This window comes from Akkermansia massiliensis (assembly GCF_023516715.1).
Classification (GTDB): domain Bacteria; phylum Verrucomicrobiota; class Verrucomicrobiia; order Verrucomicrobiales; family Akkermansiaceae; genus Akkermansia; species Akkermansia massiliensis.
Window position 1 is genome coordinate 1155632 of the sequence record NZ_JAMGSI010000001.1, and the last position, 20830, is coordinate 1176461.

Annotated in this window: 15 protein-coding genes and 1 tRNA gene; 15 read left to right on the plus strand and 1 reads right to left on the minus strand. The window is 56.0% G+C overall.

Features of this window, described 5'->3' with window-relative positions:
• Positions 1-94: 94 nt before the first annotated feature.
• The 12 genes from purD (at position 95) to M8N44_RS05035 (ending at position 16142) form a co-directional block, all read left to right on the plus strand.
• Positions 95-1351 (plus strand): phosphoribosylamine--glycine ligase, encoded by a 1257-nt coding sequence (gene purD / locus M8N44_RS04980; RefSeq protein WP_022398354.1) that lies wholly within the window; start codon positions 95-97, stop codon positions 1349-1351.
• A 30-nt stretch (positions 1352-1381) separates the two neighbouring features.
• Positions 1382-1960: a DUF1287 domain-containing protein gene (locus M8N44_RS04985; RefSeq protein ID WP_102722019.1), complete on the plus strand. Its 579-nt coding sequence runs from the start codon at positions 1382-1384 to the stop codon at positions 1958-1960.
• A 309-nt stretch (positions 1961-2269) separates the two neighbouring features.
• Positions 2270-3892 (plus strand): formate--tetrahydrofolate ligase, encoded by a 1623-nt coding sequence (locus tag M8N44_RS04990; RefSeq protein WP_102722091.1) that lies wholly within the window; start codon positions 2270-2272, stop codon positions 3890-3892.
• 38 nt (positions 3893-3930) lie between these two features.
• The gene (locus M8N44_RS04995) at positions 3931-4848 is read left to right on the plus strand and encodes a 2-dehydropantoate 2-reductase (RefSeq protein ID WP_102728180.1); all 918 of its coding nucleotides are present in this window, start codon (positions 3931-3933) and stop codon (positions 4846-4848) included.
• A 31-nt stretch (positions 4849-4879) separates the two neighbouring features.
• Entirely contained in the window at positions 4880-6841 is a 1962-nt protein-coding gene (locus M8N44_RS05000; RefSeq protein WP_180972851.1) for a DNA/RNA helicase domain-containing protein, read from the plus strand.
• Positions 6842-6896: 55 nt separating this feature from the next.
• The gene (locus M8N44_RS05005) at positions 6897-7775 is read left to right on the plus strand and encodes a hypothetical protein (RefSeq protein ID WP_102728179.1); all 879 of its coding nucleotides are present in this window, start codon (positions 6897-6899) and stop codon (positions 7773-7775) included.
• A 165-nt stretch (positions 7776-7940) separates the two neighbouring features.
• A complete protein-coding gene (locus M8N44_RS05010) occupies positions 7941-8678 on the plus strand; it encodes a metallophosphoesterase family protein (protein ID WP_102722090.1) in 738 nt (245 codons plus the stop codon).
• Between the two features lie 175 nt (positions 8679-8853).
• A complete protein-coding gene (locus M8N44_RS05015; RefSeq protein ID WP_102728178.1) occupies positions 8854-10242 on the plus strand; it encodes an ABC transporter permease in 1389 nt (462 codons plus the stop codon).
• Between the two features lie 5 nt (positions 10243-10247).
• Positions 10248-11855 carry an ABC transporter permease subunit gene (locus tag M8N44_RS05020; protein ID WP_102728177.1) on the plus strand — a complete coding sequence of 536 codons (1608 nt, stop codon included), beginning with the start codon at positions 10248-10250 and terminating at the stop codon, positions 11853-11855.
• Positions 11856-11883: 28 nt separating this feature from the next.
• A complete protein-coding gene (locus M8N44_RS05025) occupies positions 11884-14133 on the plus strand; it encodes an extracellular solute-binding protein (RefSeq protein ID WP_102728176.1) in 2250 nt (749 codons plus the stop codon).
• 3 nt (positions 14134-14136) lie between these two features.
• A complete protein-coding gene (locus M8N44_RS05030) occupies positions 14137-15114 on the plus strand; it encodes an ABC transporter ATP-binding protein (protein WP_102728175.1) in 978 nt (325 codons plus the stop codon).
• 20 nt (positions 15115-15134) lie between these two features.
• A complete protein-coding gene (locus tag M8N44_RS05035) occupies positions 15135-16142 on the plus strand; it encodes an ABC transporter ATP-binding protein (protein ID WP_102728174.1) in 1008 nt (335 codons plus the stop codon).
• 409 nt (positions 16143-16551) lie between these two features.
• Here M8N44_RS05035 and alr read toward each other — a convergent pair whose 3' ends face one another.
• On the minus strand, positions 16552-17655 hold the full coding sequence (gene alr / locus M8N44_RS05040; protein WP_102728173.1) for an alanine racemase: 1104 nt from the start codon (positions 17653-17655) through the stop codon (positions 16552-16554).
• Positions 17656-17871: 216 nt separating this feature from the next.
• Here alr and M8N44_RS05045 point away from each other — a divergent pair.
• From M8N44_RS05045 to M8N44_RS05055, 3 genes are all read left to right on the plus strand, one after another.
• Positions 17872-17946: transfer RNA gene (locus tag M8N44_RS05045), tRNA-Val, on the plus strand.
• Between the two features lie 226 nt (positions 17947-18172).
• A complete protein-coding gene (locus tag M8N44_RS05050; RefSeq protein WP_102728171.1) occupies positions 18173-19678 on the plus strand; it encodes a type I restriction-modification system subunit M in 1506 nt (501 codons plus the stop codon).
• The gene (locus M8N44_RS05055) at positions 19668-20801 is read left to right on the plus strand and encodes a restriction endonuclease subunit S (protein ID WP_102728170.1); all 1134 of its coding nucleotides are present in this window, start codon (positions 19668-19670) and stop codon (positions 20799-20801) included. The genes M8N44_RS05050 and M8N44_RS05055 overlap by 11 nt, the downstream gene beginning before the upstream one ends.
• The last annotated feature ends 29 nt before the right edge of the window (positions 20802-20830 follow it).

Below are 20830 nucleotides of genomic sequence, written 5' to 3' on the forward strand. Positions count from 1 at the left end.
CTTGGAGCAGCACGGAAAAAACCGTATGCCGGGAGAGCCTTCCCCATTCATTTCAGCTTGGCAAAATCAGTCCGTCCCGGCATACTTGCCGCGTATGAAAATAGCCGTTATTGGAAAAGGTGGGCGTGAACACGCACTGGTCAAGGCGCTCAAGGAATCTCCCTCCGCACCGGAAATGTACTGTTTCCCGGGGAGTGACGCCATCAACCGTCTGGCAGCCCCCATTCCCGCCAGGGATCTGCCTACACTGATCGACTGGATGGTTTCCAATAAAGTGGACCTCTGCGTAGCCGGGGAGGAAAGCTATCTGGTGAAGGATGAAGGCCTGGCGAACGCCTGTGCCCGCGTGGGCATTCCCTGCTGGGGGCCGGTGAAGGAAAGCGCCCAGCTGGAAGCCAGCAAGGAATTTGCCAAGGAATTCCTGCTCCGCCACCACATCCCCACCGGGCAGGCCCGTGTGGCCGCCACCCTGGAGGAAGCCCGGCAATTCATCGGCGGCGTTTACCCCACCGTGCTCAAATTTGACGGCCTGGCCGCCGGCAAGGGCGTGGCCGTCTGCATGAGCAAGGAAGAAGCGGACGCTTTCCTGAAAGAAGTATTTACGGACAGGCGCTTCGGTGAAGGGCGCCTGCTGGTGGAAGAATTCCTGACCGGGCCGGAAGTCTCCATCTTCGGAGCCCTGGTGGACGACCACTACCTCATCCTGTGCCCGGCGCGGGACTACAAACGCCTCAAAGAAGGCGACGCGGGCCCCAACACGGGCGGCATGGGCGCGGTGGCCTCCCGCCAGCTTGTGGAGCCGGACATGCTGGAACGCATTGAAAAGGAAATCGTGGCCCCGACGGTAGCCGGGCTGAAAAAGGACGGACTGCCCTACCGCGGCTTCCTGTACTTCGGCCTGATGCTGACCCCGAACGGCCCCAAGGTGATTGAATACAACTGCCGCTTCGGGGATCCGGAATGCCAGGCCGTCATGCCCCTGCTCTCCGGGGATCTGGCCTCCTTCTGCCTGCACGGGGCCAAGGGAGAATTCACTCCGGAAGAAATCTCCTTCCAAAACGGCTGGAGCGTCTGCTGCGTGCTGGCCTCCAAGGGATATCCGGAAACCTCCCGCTCCGGCGACGCCATCCAGGGGCTGGACGACGTTGCGAATGCCTCCGTTTACCACGCCGGCACCAAATGGAATGCGGACAAAAACTGTTATGAAACCAACGGCGGCCGCGTGCTGGCCGTCGTGGCGCAGGGGGAATCCCTTTCCGAAGCGCGCCAGCGTGCCCACAACGAAACCAAAAAGGTCAAATTTGACGGCATGCAGCGCCGTCCGGACATCGGCTTTGCCAGCTTCGTCTGATTTTTACCCTTTTCCCAGCCCAACTACCCCATGAAACCCGCCGTCCTTCTCACCTTCCTCTTCCTTTCCTGTTCCGCGTGCCTGATGGCGGACAACGCCGCACTGGCCGCCAAGGCGCGCGAACAGATAGGAGTAACGGTCTCCTACAACGGAGGCTATCAAACCATCCCCTACCCCAACGGGGATGTCCCCAAGGAAACGGGAGTATGTACGGACGTGGTCATCCGAGCCATGAGGGCTTTCGGACTGGACCTCCAGAAAGCCGTGCATGAAGACATGAAGGCCCACTTCTCCAAATATCCGAAACTATGGGGCCTGAAAACCACGGACCGCAGCATTGACCACCGCAGGGTTCCCAATCTCCGCGCCTTCTTTGCCCGGAAAGGATGGTCCGTTCCCATTACGGAAACCGCGGCGGACTACAAGCCCGGCGACCTGGTTACGTGGAACCTGTCCGACAGTGTTCCCCACATCGGCATCGTTTCCGACCGGAAGACGAAGGAAGGAACGCCGCTGATTATTCACAACGTCGGCTGCGGTGCGCAGGAGGAAGACTTCCTCTTCTCCCATACCATCACGGGCCATTACCGCCCTGTGCTGAAGCGGTAACCCTTCAAATCGGCTTCTTTCCTGAAATACCCTGGTTTCAAGGGAAATTTTTATAAGGTCCAGAGGCCCTCATTCCCGGAACGCTTTCATTAGAAAACATAGTGGAAGGACACGCTCCCACGGTTTGAAAAACAACGGTGCCCGCACCGCCCAATTTTCCCTCTCCCGCGCACCCTCTGCCTGTACCCTCCTTGAACCCAGGATTTCCCTGGGCCCACTCCCATGATGGTTGAAAACATCCCCGTTTCCGCCACATGAATGCCCATGAACCTTCTTGCAAAAAGAGGGGGCTTCCGTCATCATGCATTCATGGTCACACCTGCATTCTCCGATTGTGTCAACAAGCTGGGCGTCGATGAAAACGACGTGATCCCCTTCGGCCGCAACAAGGCCAAGATTTCCCTGGACGTACTGGACAAGCCGGCCGCACCCGGCAAACTCATTCTGGTTTCCGCCATCACGCCCACCCCTTCCGGAGAAGGGAAAACCACCGTCTCCATCGGTCTGGCGCAGGGGTTGCAGGCCATCGGTAAAAAAGCCTGCCTGGCGCTTCGGCAGCCCTCCATGGGCCCGGTATTCGGCCGCAAGGGCGGTGCCACCGGCGGCGGTAAAAGCTCCCTGACGCCGCCTGATGAAATCAACATGCACTTCACGGGAGACTTCCATGCCATCACGTCCGCCCACAACCTGATCAGCGCCATCATTGACAACGCCATGTTCTTCCACACGCTGAACATTGACGAACGCAAAGTCACGTGGAAGCGCGTCATGGACATGAATGACCGCTCCCTGCGCTCCATCATCGTGGGACTCAACAAGCAGGGCTTCCCGCGTGAAACGGGTTTCGACATCACTCCGGCTTCGGAAATCATGGCGTGCCTTTGCCTCGCTACCTCCTACAAGGACATGGAAGACCGCATCAACCGCATCGTGATCGGTTTCACGACGGACGACAAGCCCGTATTCGCCAGGGAACTCGGCATCACCGGCTCCGTCATGGCCCTGCTGAAAGACGCCCTGATGCCCAACCTGGTCCAGACCGTGGAAGGGGTGCCCTGCTTCCTGCACGGAGGCCCGTTCGCCAACATCGCCCACGGCTGCAACTCCGTGCTGGCCACCAAAATGGCCCTCCACTTTGGGGACTATGCCGTCACGGAAGCCGGGTTCGCCTTTGACCTGGGCGCGGAAAAATTCCTGGACATCAAGTGCCGCCAATCCGGACTGGACCCTGCCGCCATCGTCATCGTAGCCACGGCGCGCGCCCTGAAAATGCACGGAGGCACCGCCCTGGCGGACCTGAAAAACACGGACGTGGCCGCACTGAAAAAAGGTCTTGCCAACCTGGACGCCCATCTGGACGCCGCCGCCCACTACAAGCGCCCCGTGGTGGTAGCCGTCAACAAATTCTTTGACGACTCCCAGGAGGAACTGGACGCCATCGTGGCGCACTGTGCGGAACGCGGCATTCCCTGCGCCATTGCGGACATCTTCTCCCAGGGAGGGGAAGGCGGCAAAAACCTGGCCCAAATGGTGGTGCAAGCTGCGGACAAGCCCTCCGCTCCTTTCAAGCCCCTCTATGAATCCGCCCTTCCGGTGGAAGAAAAGCTCAACATCATCGCCCGCAGTATTTACGGAGCGGATGGAGTGGAACTGACGCCCGCGGCCAGAAAGAAGCTGGCCCAGTTTGAAGCCAGCCGCCTCACGGACCTGCCCATCTGCATGGCAAAAACCCAGAACTCGCTTTCCGACAACGGTCGTCTCCGTGGCCGCCCCACCGGTTTCACCGTCACTGTGCGTGACTTTGAAATTGCCAACGGAGCCGGCTTCCTGGTGGCCCTCTGCGGTGAAATCATGCGCATGCCGGCCCTGCCCGTCTCACCGAACGCCATGCACATCTATCTGGACAACAAGGGCAACGTTCAGGGCCTCTAGGCAATCTCAATACAAGATACACACCTTCACCGCACACCATGAAAATCGCCATTCTGGGAGCCGGAGCCCTCGGCTGCTACTACGGAGCCAGGCTTCAGGAATCCGGCCAGGACATCTCCTTCATCGTACGTTCGGAATACGGCTACCTGAAAGAACACGGCCTGCAAGTAAAAAGCCTGCATGGAGACATCTCCCTGCCCCGGCTCAAGGTGTACCGGGACGCGGCGGAAGTCGGCCCGGTGGACCTCGTCATAGTCGCTTGGAAAAGCACGGCAAATGCCGGTTTTTCCAAGGCCCTCCCTCCGTTGATGGGACCGGATACGGTTGTAGTCACGCTCCAGAACGGCATGGGAAATGCGGAGGAAATCGCCCGCATCATCCCGGCTGACCGCATCTATGTGGGTCTGTGCTTCATCTGCGCCATGCGCGCGGAACCGGGCCACGTCAACCATCTGGAAGGCGGCAACATTCAATTTGCACCCTTCGTCCCCTCACCGGAAGGCTCTGAAAAGGCCCGGGAACTCTCCGAATTGTTTGCCAACGCCGGCATCAAGACGCGCGCCTTTGACGTCGCGGAGCAAATCCAGTGGTACAAGCTCGTCTGGAACATCCCGTTCAACGGGCTGTGCCTGGCGCTGGGCGGCATCAGCATTGCGGAACTCTATCAAAACCCGGAAAACGTCGCCCGGGCGCGCCGCATCATGGAGGAAGTAGTCCGGGCGGCGAAGGCCCGCGGCTACACCCTGCCGGATGACCTGGTGGAATTCCACCTTTCCCGCACGGAAAGCATGGGCTCCTTCATTCCGTCCAGCGCCGTGGACTACAACGAAGGACGCCCTGTCGAATACACGGCCATCTGGGGAGACCCTCTCTCCAAGGCCCGGCAGGCCGGAACATCCGTGCCGGAATGGGAACTTCTGGATAAGGACATCCGCAAGCGCCTGAACATGGATTGACCATTCTGGTTCTGTCCTACTACCAAAGATGATGCAACGGTCTTATTATTCCAATGACCTACAGTCTTTTTGTACCCAATCTCTAAAAGAAATTTTAGGGCAGATTGCTTTTCATACACCATTTGACCTAGATCAAAATTCGCGCAACTCCTTTGTTCACGAAATCAAATCACTCCAACACGTTCTTAAAGATATTCCTGCTGGCTCAATAGCCTTTGAATACACCATTCCCCGCATCGGAGAACGAATAGATGTCGTCATCGCCTGTGCAGGTATTCTCTATGTCCTTGAATTTAAAGTAGGAGAATCATCTTATCCCAGACATGCTATTGACCAGGTTGTAGACTATGCACTAGCTTTAAAGTATTTCCATCAAGAAAGCCATCAAAAGAAAATTGTTCCTTTGGTAATTTGTACCCATGCTCCTTCTAAGGAACATCAACTTACAGTAGGTCAAGACGGAGTTTATCATCCTATCCTCTGTAATGATAACACCTTAGGACCTACTTTAACAAAGCTGACTAGCACTCTGTGTGATGAGGCATTCCATTTTGAACAATGGTTAACTTCACCATACATGCCTACTCCCACGATTATTGAAGCAGCTCAAGCACTTTACCGTGGACATGATGTTAAAGAAATTTCACGTAGTGATGCCGGAGCTTACAATCTTAGCCTCACCACAAAGGCACTGAATCGCATTATTGAGCAGAGTAAGCAGCATCATGAAAAATCCATTTGCTTTGTCACTGGCGTACCTGGTGCTGGAAAAACGTTAGTAGGCCTCAATATTGCAAATGAGCGGCATCAATATGATGAGCAAGAACATGCGGTCTTTCTTTCCGGTAATGGTCCTTTGGTTGCTGTCTTACGAGAAGCTCTAGCACGAGATGAAATCAAACGTTTTAAAGGTAAAATAACAAAGACAGCATCTAAAAGAAAAGTTGCTGCCTTTATCCAAAACATCCACCACTTTCGTGATGCTTATCTGCCTCCTTCAGAACAAGTCCCTGCGGAGAAAGTAGCCATTTTTGACGAAGCACAACGTGCTTGGACAAAAGAACAAACAGCCAAATTTATGTTAAAACGCCATGTTCCCGGCTGGAACATGTCTGAACCTGAATTTCTTATCAGTGTAATGGATCGCCACCAAGATTGGACGGTTATCATCTGCTTAATCGGAGGTGGTCAAGAGATACATACTGGAGAAGCAGGGCTGCTAGCTTGGTTTGATGCACTAAGAGACCATTTTCCAGATTGGAATGTTTATGTATCACCCCAAATCTCTGATGTGGAATATACACACGGAAAACCACTTGAACATCTCTTTACGGGATTACGCCTCTATCGGGAACCAAACCTCCATCTTTCAGTTTCACTCCGTTCTTTCCGGAATGAACGAGTTTCTGCGTTTGTAAAATCATTATTGGACGAAAATTTACCAGTAGCCCAACAGCTCTACTCTGAGCTATCGCCTAATTATCCCATCACGATTACCCGCAGCCTGGAAAAAGCCCAAGAATGGATACGAGCCCAAGCCCGAGGAACGGAACGTTATGGACTCATCGCTAGCTCTGGGGCCAAACGTTTACGCCAATTTGGAATCTGGGTACAGAGTAATATTCAAGCAGAAAACTGGTTTTTAAATGATAAGGAGGATATTCGTTCCTCCTATTTCCTCGAAGACACGGCCACCGAATTTGATATTCAAGGGCTAGAAATTGACTGGGCAATCGTTGCATGGGATGCAGACTACCGCATAGAAAAAGGACATTTTAAAGCTTATAATTTTACAGGTTCTAGTTGGAAAACGGTTTGTAAAAAAGACGCACAGCTCTATCTTAAAAATACCTACCGCGTCTTATTGACACGAGCACGCCAGGGATTCGTGATTTTTATCCCGGAGGGATGTGACGCGGATTTGACTCGGCAATCCTCCTTTTATGATGGTATCTATTATTATCTAAAGAAAATAGGAATGAAGGAGCTATGAGAATTCTAGAGAATCTTTCTCTGGGGTAAAGAGCCTCACCACTTTTTGTAACATCATGCTGAAAACCATCGTCATTTTCATCATTGCCCTGCTGGGCTTCGGCATGATCCGCCTGCCTTTGCAGAACCGTATTCTGGAGCAGGAGAAGGCGGCGGGGCTGCTGGATGACCCGGTGGAGCTCTCCTCCTCCGATTATCTGGAACAGCAGCTCGCCATGGTTTCCCTGGGGGGGCTGCGCTCCCTGGTAGCGGCCGTGCTGAGCATGGAGGCCTTCGACTGCTTCCTGATTTCCGACTGGGCCAATCTGGAACGCCGCTACAACCAAATCACCTCTCTTGCCCCCCATTCCGACTTTTACTGGGACAACGGTTCGTGGCATTTGGGCAATAACGCCTCCTCCAGCTATCTGGACAATAAGCGGCTTTCTCCCATGGAACGAAGGGAAGGCTTCCGGAAGTACATCCAGAAGGGACGCAGCTTCCTGGAAAAAGGCATCAGCGCCAACCCGAACAGCTGGTACCTGCAATCCCTGCTGGGCAACATGTACAGCGATACCTACCGCCAGCCGGATTTTGAAAAGGCTGCGGAAGCCTACCGCAAGGCCCGGGAACAGGGAGCGCCGCCCCTGACGGCGCGCAAGGAGTTTTATGCGCTTGTCCGCGTTCCCTCCAAATCCCGCGAGGCGCTGGAGCTGGGCCGGGAATTGTTCAAGGATCCCAGGAACCGGACGCCCAGCCTGGTGAGCAATATTTTCGTCCTGGAAAACAGGCTGAAAGTTCCGGAAAAAGACCGCGTTCCCTTCCGGGAATTGTTCCCGACGGACGAGATTGCCCGCGACCTGATGAGCAGCCACCTGGCCAATTCCCTGAAATACCCCGTGGACGGCTTGAGGGAGGCCTTGGAGGCCTTGCCTCCCGCAAAAACGGATGACTAAAAACAAAAGACTAAAGATAAATTAAAAGGAGCTCCTCCTTTAAAGGGGCGCTTTTTCAATGACGGCCGGAATGAACTTTAATTTCCGGCCTTTAATCTTTAACCACTCCGCTGAAGGCGCTTGGCAACGCCCCGGAAAGGTGCTATGCTTTTTCTCCACAACACCATGAGTAGAATAGCCCTGATCAGTGACATCCATGCCAATCTGCCCGCTCTGGAAGCGGTGATGAAGGATATAGAACAGCTTCAATGCGACGCCGTTTACTGCCTGGGTGATATTGTGGGCTACAACGCCAATCCGGCCGAATGCCTTGAGTTCGTCCGCGGACGCCAGATTCCCACCGTGCGCGGCAACCATGATGAGGAAGCCATTGGGGAAGACAATCCGGCAGGCATGAACCCCGTGGCGTACAAAGCCCTGATGTGGACGCGCCAGCAGCTTTCCGAAGAACAGAAGAAGTGGCTTCGCCGCGCCCCCTTCCAGCGTATCCTGCCCAATGAAATCGTTCTGGTGCACGCCACCCAGGACAAGCCCAATTCCTGGTCCTACGTCACGAATGTGGACACGGCCACGCACAGCATCAACATGTTGCGCGACAATCAGTTCCTGTGCTTCAACGGTCATACGCACGTCCCCCGCACCTTCATCCGCCATGAAGGGAGCATCCAGGAATATGAATCCGGGGACATCCAGCTTCTCAAAACCAACAAGTACCTTATTAACGTGGGTTCCGTCGGCCAGCCCAGGGACGGAGACCCCCGCGCCGCCTACGGCGTGCTTGATGTGGACAGCATGGTTTATTACCAGCGCCGCGTGGAATACGACGTGGAGGAAGCGCAAAGGCGCATTCTGGCCGCCGGACTCCCGGAGATGCTGGCGCGCCGCCTGGGAGAAGGCATTTAATGTTTTGCGAACCGTTGACGGTAATACGGGATGCTCCATTGAAATCCTGCGGAATCTTTAATTGTTTCCATTCCGCATTAAGAAAAAATGGGGAAACCGCATGTTAGCAAAGGCTCACAAATTTGCATTGCTACTTGCCTCGCCTGCCACAAACCAGTAGAGTTCTGCGCGACGAATGAAGACCTATATCATCAGACGACTCCTTCTCATGCCCCTGACGCTCCTGGGGGTCACGTTCCTCGTCTTTTGCATAACCCGCTTTGTCCCGGGAGGTCCCATTGAGCAGATGATGCAGCAGCAGAGCATGAGCGCCCTGTCCGGCCAGAAAGCGGGCTCCCAGCGCGGAGACAATAACCTGAGTGAAGCGGATATGGAGCGGCTGGAAGAACAGTACAGCCTCCAGGAGCCCATCATTACCGCCTATCTGCAATGGCTGGGAGTGCTTCCGAAAAAGATTTTCATCTCCCGTGAGGAGTTCGGAGACATCGGCGGCATGGAACCGTCCGACAAGGAGGATGAATATTCCGGCATTTCCGATACGCACACCCGGATCAACCTGAATGAAACCGGGGAACAGGTCGTCGTAGTCCGTCCGGACAAAAATTCCGGGAGCGTGAAGGATGCCTTTTTTTCCGGCACGCCGTCCCGGAAAGCCGCCACGGAAGGCTGGACCGTGGACATTGAATCCCCCCTGGACCGGGCGGAACGCTGGGCGCGCCGCATGAGGCAGACGGACAATACGGCAGCCGTCCAGGACAAGGCGAAGAGCTACGCGTGGCGCGCCGTGATGTACAAGACCAGCTTTGACGGCCTGCTTCAGGGCACCATGGGCAATTCCTTTAAATATAACGAGCCGGTGTGGGACATGATCAAGGAGCGCATTCCCGTTTCCCTGTACTTCGGCATCCTGAGCGCTATCATCACGTACTCCGTCTGCATTCCCCTGGGGGTGGTGAAGGCCATCCGGCACAAGAGCCTGGTGGACAACATCTCCTCCGTCCTGATCTTCCTGGGGTACTCCGTCCCCGGATTCGCCCTGGGCGCCGTGCTGGTGGTATATCTGGGCGCGCGGCTGGAATGGTTCCCGCTCTGCGGCCTGACCTCTCCGGACTTTGCGGACATGGGCTTCTGGGGACAGGCCGGGGACCTGCTGCACCATACGGTGCTCCCGCTCATCTGCTACGTGGTCAGCTCCTTCGCCATCACCACCATGATGATGAAGAACAACCTGATGGACAACCTCTCCTCCGACTACATCAGGACGGCCATGGCCAAGGGCGTGAGCTTCAAGGGCGCCGTCATCAAGCACGCCTTCCGCAACTCCTTCATCCCGATCGCCTCCACGCTGGGCAGCCTCATCAGCCTCATCGTGGCCGGCTCCATGCTGGTGGAGAAGGTCTTTGATATCCAGGGCTTCGGCATGTTGAGCTACCAGGCCCTGATGGACAAGGACTACGCCCTGATCATGGGCACGCTGCTGCTTACCTCCTTCCTGATGGTGCTGGGCAACCTGCTTTCAGACATCATCGTGGCCGCCGTGGACCCCCGCATTAAATTTGAATAACACACATGGTTAGAAAACTGGCATACCTTCTGGTCATTCTGGCGGTCCTCACCGCCGTGGGAGAGCTGTGCGGCCTGCTCCTGCCCACACTGAGCTGGCCCTTTACCGTCTCACGGGAAATGAGCATGCTCAACATCGTCTGCACGGACCAGAACAACGGCGGCATCCTGACGCCGCAGGGAAAATTCCTGTGGTTCGGCTGGGCCTGCGTGCTGGTCATGGCCGGGGTCGGCTTCTGGATCATGCTGAAAGGCCCGCGCCGGTTTAACCCCACGCCCATCACCAGGCGCCGCATCCAGCGCTTTAAAAGCATCTCCCGCGGCTACATCTCCCTGATCATCCTGCTGGTGCTGACGCTGCTGGCCTGCATGGACCAGTGCCTGGTGGGCAAGCGGGCGCTCCTTGTGGTCCAGGACGGTTCCTGGTACTTCCCCGCCATCATGCGCAAGGTGTACCAGGGTTCCACCTTTGGCCAGACCGGGGACTTTGCGGATGCGGAAGCTAATTACCGCGAACTGAAAAAGCAGGCCGGACAGCCCGGCAAGCCTTCCCTGGTCATCATGCCCCTGGTTCCGTACGATCCCACGGGGGATTCCACCAATCCCGGTTCCGAGGCCCTGACGGTGAATGAAGACGGCCTGGTGTGCGAATCCAGCGGCAAACCGTACTCCGGCCTGGCCTCCCGGCTGCACAAGGATGAAGAAGCGCTCCCCCACGTCAGCTACAAATTCCGCAAGGGAAAAAAGGTGGACCGCGCCACCGGCTGGCTGGAAGACCGGACGGAGGTGTACAGCGCCACGTATGAAAACAACCGGATCGTGGCGGAGCACTACAGCGGCCCCGGCACCAAGGAGGACTTCCTGAAACAGACGGATGAAAACAAAATCAGCCGCATCTTCTACCACCCGGCCCCTCCCCTCAAGGGAGGCCACCTGCTGGGCACCAACACCCAGGGCGCGGACATCCTGGCGTACCTGTACGGCGGGCTCCAGGTGAACATGAAAGCCGCCATCTTCTATCTCCCCATCGTGTACTTCATCGGCATCACCTTCGGAATGATGATGGGGTACTTCGGCGGCATGTTTGACCTCGGCATGCAGCGCCTCATTGAAATCTTCTCCCAGGTTCCCTTCCTGTTCATCATCATGATCATTTCAGACATGGTGCCGCTTCAGATGAAGGGCATGTTCCTGATCATCAGCCTGCTCATCATGTTCGGGTGGATGTCCATGACCTACCAGCTCAGGACCTCCACCATGAAGGAAAAGGCGCGGGACTACGTGGCGGCCGCCCGTGTGCTGGGGGCCTCCACCAGCCGCATCCTCTTCATCCACATCCTCCCGAACCTGGTGGCCATTCTGGTCACGCTGGTTCCATTCAGTGTCTCCGCCCTGATCCTGGCCCTGGCTTCCCTGGACTACCTGGGCTTTGGCCTGCCGGATACGTACGCCAGCTGGGGGCGCCTGCTCAATGACGGCCTGGCGGACCTCTCCGCAAGCTGGGTGGTCACCTCCGCCTTCGCCGCCCTGGTGATCACGCTCCTGCTCGTCACCTTCATCGGGGAAGCCATCCGCGAGGCCTTCGACCCCAAGAAATTCACCACCTATAAATAACAAAAGACATCCGTTCCTCCACATACCCATGCTCAAGCTGTCCTCCATCCTCCGCACCCTCCTTTCTTCCGTGACGCTGTCCCTCCTGCTGGCAGCCGGCACCGGCTGCAAGGATTCCTCCCAATCCCAGGGGGTGGGCTGGCAGCCTAACGTGCCATTCGGCACGCTTCCTCCGGGGTTTGACTCCTTCCCGGAACGGTGGAACAAGCAGGTCAATGACCGCCTGGCAAGGGAAGAAGCCGCCAAGCAGAAGGAAATCAAGAACCTTCGTGATCAATTCTTCAAGGAGGAAGACCCCAAAATCAGGGAAAAGCTGCAAAGCAAGCTCATTGCGGATGAAGCGGCCCTCTCCGTCATCCACCGCAGGCAGACGGAAGGAGACTACATCAAGTTCAAGACTCCGGCAGACATCCCCCAGGACCTTAAATGGGAAGACGGGCTGGACAATCCGGAAATAGGCGATCCGAACGCCAAAAAAGGCGGCGTGCTGCGCCAGTGGGCTCCGGGGTCCTATCCGGACACATTCCGCCCCAACGGCCCGAACAGCAACAGCGGCTTCCGCGGCCCCCTGTATGATGAAATCATCATCGGCCTCGTCTCCATCCATCCGGTCACCGGGAAAATCATCCCCGGCATCGCCCATAAATGGGCGGAAACCGCGGACAGGCGCACCGTTTACTTTGAGCTGGACCCGGACGCCCGCTACACGGACGGGGCCAAGGTAAAGGCCATTGACCTGCTGGTGAACATGTACATCCGCACCTCGGAATACAGCCGGGACGTCTTCTACAACAACTTCTTTTACCAGAATGCGTCCAACATCACCATCTACGACGACAGCCGCTTCTCCATCACCCTCCCCTTCGCCAAGCCTCTGCTCCCGTACTACTGCACGCTGTTCATCCCGTCCCCGCCGCACTTCTACTGCGAATTCGGCCCCAGTTACGTGGAACGCTACCAGTGGCGCGTGCCGCCCACCACGGGCGCCTACGTGGTCAAGCCGGACGGCATCATCCGCGGCCGCCAGGTAACGCTCCAGCGCGTGCCGGACTGGTGGGCCAGGGACAAAAAGTTCACGAAGTACATGTATAACGTGGACCAGATCGTGTACAACTTCATCGCGGAACCGTCCAAGGCCATTGAGCTCTTCCGCATCGGCGAGCTGGACGTGATGAACATCACCAAGCCGGAGCTGTGGCACGAACGCATGGAAATTCCGGAAGTCCACAACGGCTACATCAACCGCAGCACGTTTTACACCATTTATCCCCGGCCTCCGTACGGCCTCTTCCTGAACACCTCCAAATCCCCCTTCAATAACCTGGACGTGCGCCTGGGCTTCCAGTACGCCCTGAACATCCAGAACATCATTGACATCACCTTCCGCGGAGACTACCAGCGGCTCAACTCCTACAACTCCGGCTTCGGCAAATTCACCAACTCCTACATCAAGGCGCGCCCCTACTCTCCGGAACAGGCCCGCGCCTGCTTCGCCAAAGCCGGATACACCATCCCGTGCCCGGACGGAATCCTCCGCAAGCCGGACGGCACCCGGCTCACCGCCGCCATCACCTTCCCCAACTCCTCCCCCTCCCTGGCCTCCACGCTGGGCAAGCTGAAGGAAGACGCCCGCAAATGCGGCCTGGAAATCCAGCTGGACCCGCTGGACTCCACCGTAGCCTTCCGCAAGATCATGGAAAAGCGCGTTCAGGCCTCCTTCATGGCGTGGGGCTTCACCCCGCCCCATCCGATGAACGAGCAAGGCTTCCATTCCCGTTACGCCTATGACGAACGCGGCAGCCTCATCACCTACACCAACAACATCTGCGCCTACGCAGACAAGGAGATGGACAAGCTGCTGGACGCTGAAACGAACGCCGCTACGGAAGACGAACTGCAAAAAGCCACGTGGAAGGTACAGCAGAAAATTCATGATGAAGCCCTGTGGGTTCCGGCCTGGACCACGGAATTCGTCAGGCTGGGCTACTGGCGCTGGGTCAGGTGGCCAAACAGCGCCACCACGCAATTCTGCCATCCCGTCGTATTTGACCCGATGGAAAGCTACCTGTACTGGGTGGACAACGACATCAAGAAGGAGACGATGGAAGCCAAGCGTGAAGGAAAAACCTTTGAGGAAGTGGACGCCGTGTACGACCAGTACCGCTACATGGACTCCATCGACAGCCTGGACAACAAGGAAGGAAGCGGAAAACTGCCGTCCGTGCCTGTCATCCCGGAAAACGGCGCCCCCCTGGAACCCTCTAAAACGGAGAAATAACAAGTGAGCGAACCCCTGTTGGAAATCAAGAACCTGGTCACCGGATTCGAGACGGAATCCGGCCTGCTGAAAGCGGTGGACGGCGTCAGCTTCACCGTACCCAAGGGAACCTGCGTGGGCATCGTGGGAGAATCCGGCTGCGGCAAGAGTGTCACGGCCATGTCCATCGTGCGCCTGCTGCCCCAGCCCATGGGAAAAATCCTGGACGGGCAAATACTCTTCAAGGGCCGTGACCTGGTTCAGGCAAAAGAAACGGACATGCACGGCATCCGCGGCCGCCACATCGGCGTCATCTTCCAGGAACCCATGACGGCGCTCAATCCCGTGCACAGCATCGGCAGGCAGATCGGGGAATCCCTGATGCTCCACCGGGGAATGAACGCCAGGGAAGCCCGGGACGCCGCCATCCAGCTCTTGCAGCGTGTCCGCATTCCTGCCCCGGAACAACGCGTGGACGAATTCCCGCACCAGCTCTCCGGAGGCATGCGCCAGCGCGTCGTCATCGCCATCGCCCTGGCCTGTCATCCGGAACTCATCATTGCGGATGAACCCACCACGGCGCTGGACGTCACCGTACAGGCGCAAATTCTCTCCCTGCTCAAGGACCTCCAGGCGGAAATGGGCTCCTCCTCCATCCTCATCACGCATGACCTGGGTGTCATTGCGCAAAGCTGTGACTCCGTCGTAGTCATGTACGCCGGCCGCGTGGTGGAAAAAGCACCGGTGGGGGAACTCTTTGCCAACCCGCGCCACGCCTACACCAAGGGACTGCTGGCCTCCATCCCGCAGCTGAGCTCCGTGCGCAAGACCAAGCTGCCCACTATCCCCGGCCAGGTGGCCTCCATTGCGGACTTCGTGCCCGGCTGCCGCTTCTGCCAGCGCCAGGGCGTGCCTGTGGAAGAACTCACGGAACGCCCGCCCCTCGTGGAAGTATCCCCGGACCACTTTGTGGAAGCCTGCCCCCGCTGCGCCAATCTTTAACCTTTTTCCCCTTCTCTGCCATGCCGGAACCAATCTTGCAAGTCAACAACCTGAAAATGTACTTCCCCGTCCGCTCCGGGATATTCCTGCGGCAGGCGGGCTGGGTCAAGGCGGTGGACGACGTCTCCTTCAGCATCTACCCCGGAGAAACCCTGGGGCTGGTGGGAGAATCCGGCTGCGGCAAATCCACCATCGGGAAAAGCATCGTACGCCTGCTGAAACCTACGGGTGGCTCCATCCAGTTCAACGGAAAAAACATCGCCACACTCTCCCAGCGGAAAATGCGCCCCCTGCGCCCGCACATCCAGATGGTCTTCCAGGACCCGGCGGAATCCCTCAACCAGCGCCAATCCATCGGCCAGATTGTGGCGGAACCCTTCGTCATCCACCGCATGGGCACACCCGCCGCGCGCCGGGAATGGGTGCGTGGCCTGCTGGACCGCGTAGGAATGCCGGACAGCGCCATTGACCGCTTCCCCTTTGAATTCTCCGGGGGCCAGCGCCAGCGCATCGGCATCGCGCGCGCCCTCACGCTGAACCCCAGCCTCATCATTCTGGACGAACCCGTCTCCGCGCTGGACGTATCCGTCCAGTCCCAGGTGCTCAACCTGCTGCTGGAACTCCAGGAGGAACGCAAGCTCTCCTACCTCTTCATTGCCCATGACCTGGCGGTGGTCAAGCACATCTCCGACCGCGTAGCGGTCATGTACCTCGGTAAAATCGTGGAAATGTCTGACGCGGAAACCATTTACCGGTCTCCCAAGCATGCCTATACCAAGGCGCTGCTGGACGCCATCCCGGAACCGGACCCCGCCAGGGCCAACAAGCACCAGCCCCTGCCCGGTGACGTACCCTCCCCCATCAATCCGCCGCTCGGCTCCGCCTTCGGCCACCGCATCCAGCACCCCTCCTATCCGGAAACAGTGGGTGCGGACCTCACCCCCGTGGAAATAGAGCCGGGCCACTGGGTAGCCCCGGACCCCTGCTCCCTGGAGCCGGAGGACTGGAACAAGGTGCGCCAGCGGTAAAAGCGCGGAAAAACGTCGCATCCGTTACCTATTGGAAAAGGCGCTCCCAGAAGTAAAACCTCCAATTTCAAGAAAATTCCGGCTGCTAAGAGGTATGGCGGAAATGCTGATTAACCATGAATTTACGGTTCCGGCAGCCTGGGGATGACGGCCTCCCCGCCCTTCATAACTAAAAATCCATCCAGAGCGCAGCCAAGGAAATTTTCTCCGGCCGGCGGACAGCATACCCCAACAAAAAGCCTCTGTTCCGCTTAGGAAAAACACCCATGAGGGGAACAACTCCCTCACTCCCGGAAGAGTCACCGCCTTTAAAGGCGATAGCGGAAACACCGGTTCACCGCAGCTTTGCGGCTTCGGTGCCTGCCATCCCGTCAAAAAAACAAACGAGCGCGAAACAGCCCGCGTCCCCTTACACGTAAATCCGCGGCACGCGGGCACTGATGCTGGTCAGCACGTTGCTGGGGATGGTACTGGCGCGGCGCGTCAGCTCCTCCCAGCTTACATTAGGGCCCATGATCTCTACCAGGTCCCCGGTCTCCACCTGGTCCATGTAGGTGACGTCCACCATAATCTGGTCCATCGTCACACGGCCCAGAACCGGGCAGTACTGTCCGTTGATATACACGCGCGCTCCCTGGTTGGAAAGATACTGGAGGTAGCCGTCCGCATAGCCGATGCCGATGGTAGCCACCTTCGTGCTCCCCTTCGTCATATAGCAGTGGTTGTAGGAAACCCCGTGGTTGCCCGGCAGCGTGCGTATCAGGGTAATGCGGCTGTACAGGGTCATCGTGGGCCGCAGCTCCTTGTTGTACGGGGACGGCATGGGGGAATACCCGTACAGGATTCTGCCCAGCCTCACCATGTTGGCGCAGGGAACCTTGTAATTGAACACGGCCGCGCTGCTGCACAGGTGCCGGAACTTGTACTGGTGCCCCAGGGAAAGTTCGTTCACGGCCTCCGCAAAGCCGCTGATCTGCCCGTGCGTGAAGGAAATATCGTCGGAAGCCGCGGACAGGTGGGAAAACACGCCCTCCAGATCCAGATGGCTGAACTGCTTGAGCTTTTCCGTCAGGCCGTGCAATTCACTGGGAAGAAAGCCGCTGCGGCCCATCCCGGTATCCACGCCCAGATGGACATGGACGGGCTTGTTGTAAAGGGCGCCCAGGGAATTGAAATGTTCCGCCTCCTCCACGCTGGAAAGGGCGGCTCGCCAGCCGTTCTGCACAATCTCCTCCCGTTCTCCGGCAAAACAGGGACCGAGAATGAACGGGCATGTCTTCACCCCAGCATCCCTCACCCGGCCAGCCTCCGCCACCGTGGCAACGCCGAAAAAAGCGCAGTCTTCACCATCCAGAGCCTTCACTACCCCTTCCAGTCCGTGCCCGTAGGCCTCCGCCTTCACAATGGCCATCAGGCCGTGGTCCGGCATCACGCGGCGGACGACGTTCAAATTGTGCCTCAACGCATTGGTATCAACCTGGGCCCATGCTCTGGGAGGGCTTGTGCAACTCATGCCCGGAGTGTAGGAAGACGGTTGATGCTGTACAAGCCGGAATTGAGCCACCTTCCCACTTTCCGGAACGGAATCCGGACAAAGCCGCACATCAGTCAGGAGGAATGAATCCGGGAATCTTGACGGAAGGAAAGTATTCCCTCTTTTTCACCTGCCTTCAAAAAACTCCTTGCCAATCCCCTGCATGAACGATATATTCCCACCCGCACTGCAAATGCGCGGTTAGCTCAGTGGTAGAGCACATGCTTCACACGCATGGGGTCACTGGTTCGAAACCAGTACCGCGTACCATCTTCATAAACGCCTCGGAATCAAGCATTTCGGGGCGTTTTTCTTTCTCGAAATTGCTCAACTAGCACCATACTAGCACCTTGTTTTTTCTGATTCACACCTGTTTGAAGTTGTCCAAGATGATTCTGAAAATTGGCGGGAGTTTCCTTCATGATCAGCTCCATGGTCTGATCTTGACGTGCTCCGCCATCCTCCCTAAACTTCCTCTTCGTAAACCACAACTGCAATGGCTGAAAAGAATAACGCCAACATTGGCTTTGAAAAACAAATATGGAACGCCGCCTGCGAACTGTGGGGGCACATCCCCGCCGCAGACTATCGTAAAGTCATCGTCGGCCTGATTTTCCTGCGCTACATCTCCTGCGCCTTTGAACGGAAATTCCAGGCGCTCCTGGCGGAAGGGGAAGGCTTTGAAAACGACCGTGACGAATATCTAGCGGAAAACATCTTCTTTGTCCCGGAAAAAGCGCGCTGGTCCGCCGTGGCCGCGGCAGCGCACACGGAAGAAATCGGCAAGGTCATTGATGAAGCCATGCTTGCCATCGAAACCGAAAACAGGAGCCTGAAAAATGTCCTTCCCAAAAACTACGCCAGCCCGGATATGGACAAACGGGTGCTGGGCAACGTCGTGGACATCTTCACCAATATGGACATGGGGGATGCTGAGGTGGGGAAAGACCTGCTAGGCAGGACCTATGAATACTGCATCGCTCAGTTCGCCGCCTATGAAGGCGTGAAAGGCGGCGAATTCTATACCCCCGCTAGCATCGTCAAAACCATCGTCGCCATCTTGAAACCCTTTGACAACTGCCGGATTTACGACCCGTGCTGCGGCTCCGGAGGCATGTTCGTGCAGAGCGTCAAATTCCTTCAGGCGCACAGCGGGCGGAAAGACGGCATCGCTGTTTACGGGCAGGAAAGCAATGCGGATACCTGGAAAATGGCAAAAATCAACATGGCCATCCGGGGGATTGAAGCCGACTTCGGCCCCCACCAGGCGGACACCTTCTTCAAAGACCTGCATCCTTCCCTTAAGGCGGACTTCATCATGGCCAACCCTCCCTTCAACCTCTCCAACTGGGGACAATCCCAGCTGCGGAATGATGTCCGCTGGAAATACGGCATCCCCCCCGCGGGCAACGCCAACTACGCCTGGATCCAGCACATGATCCACCACCTTGCCCCGGATGGGAAAATCGGGCTGGTGCTGGCCAACGGTTCCCTGTCCACCCAGTCTTCCGGCGAGGGGGAAATCCGCAAAAACATCATTGAGGCGGATTTGGTGGAAGGCATCGTCGCCCTGCCCCCCAACCTCTTCTACAGCGTAACCATTCCCGTAACCCTCTGGTTCATCAGCAAGAACAAGCGGCAAAAAGGCAAAACGCTGTTCATTGACGCCCGGAAAATGGGAACCATGGTCACCCGCAAGCACCGCGACTTTTCAGAGGAAGATATCCGGAAACTGGCCGATGCCTTTGAATCCTTCCAGAAAGGAGCCCTGGCGGAGGTCAGGGGATTCTGCGCCATCGCAGATCTGGAAACCATCAAACGACAGGACTACGTTCTCACCCCCGGCCGCTACGTCGGAATTGAGGAACAGGAAGACGACGGAGAACCATTTGAAGAAAAAATGGCCCATTTGACTTCCGAACTGTCCGGACTGTTCAAGAAATCCCACAAACTGGAAACAGAAATTAAGGAACGATTGAAGGCTATCGGGTATGAAATATAAATGGACATTAAAAAAGCTCTCTGATATTGCCGAATTCAATCCCAAAGAGAGTATAAAAAAAGACAGGATGGCTAAGAAAATCAGTATGGAAAAGTTACAGCCATTTTGTCGTGATATTCCGGGATATGAGATAGCGGCCTTCACTGGTGGTACAAAATTTCGCAATGGAGATACTATCATGGCTCGAATTACACCTTGCCTTGAAAACGGGAAACGGGCTCAAGTCTCAATTTTGGATGATGACGAAGTGGGCTTTGGATCAACAGAATACATCGTTTTCAGAGCAAAAAAGAATATGACCAATGCAGACTTTCTTTATTATTTGGTTTGCAGTCCAATGGTAAGAGAACCTGCTGTTAAGTCAATGGTTGGTTCGTCTGGCCGACAAAGAGCACAAATCAATGTTATTGAAAGGATCGAAGTTGCAGTTCCTCCATTGGAAGAACAACAGAAAATAGGAAGCATCCTTCGGGCATTGGATGATAAAATCGAATTAAACAACCGCATAAATGATAATTTAGAGAAGCAAGCGCAGGCTATATTCAAATCCTGGTTTATCGACTATGAGCCATTCAATGGCATGGTTCCATCAACATGGAAGGAATATCGTTTGGTAGATTTCTTGCCTGTAATTACGGGTAAGAAAAATGCCAATGTATCATCGGATAAAGGCCAATACCCGTTCTTCAGTTGCTCTCAAAACATAGCGTGGACTGATAATTACTCCTTTGAAGGAAATGCCATATTGGTTGCCGGGAATGGTGACTTTAATGTCAAATGGTATAACGGTAAATTTGAAGCGTATCAAAGGACATATGTTCTTATTCCGTATAATCCAAGGTATACCAGTTGGCTCTACTATGCCGTCAAATACAATCTCGCTGAGATTACGAGTGCGGCAAGAGGTTCTGTAATTAGGTTTATTACGAAAGGGAATCTTGAGAATTTCTCATTTTTGGCTCCGAGAGAACTTGATAAATGTGAAATCATCGACACCTTTTCTACAATAAACCACGCAATAGAGCAACGCGTCCAAGAAAACTATCGCCTGCAAGCCCTTAGAGATTATCTCCTGCCCCGTTTGATGTCCGGCGAGATTAATGTTTCCTCCATCAAGATCTAAGCTACTAAATTATCATTTAGCCGGATCAA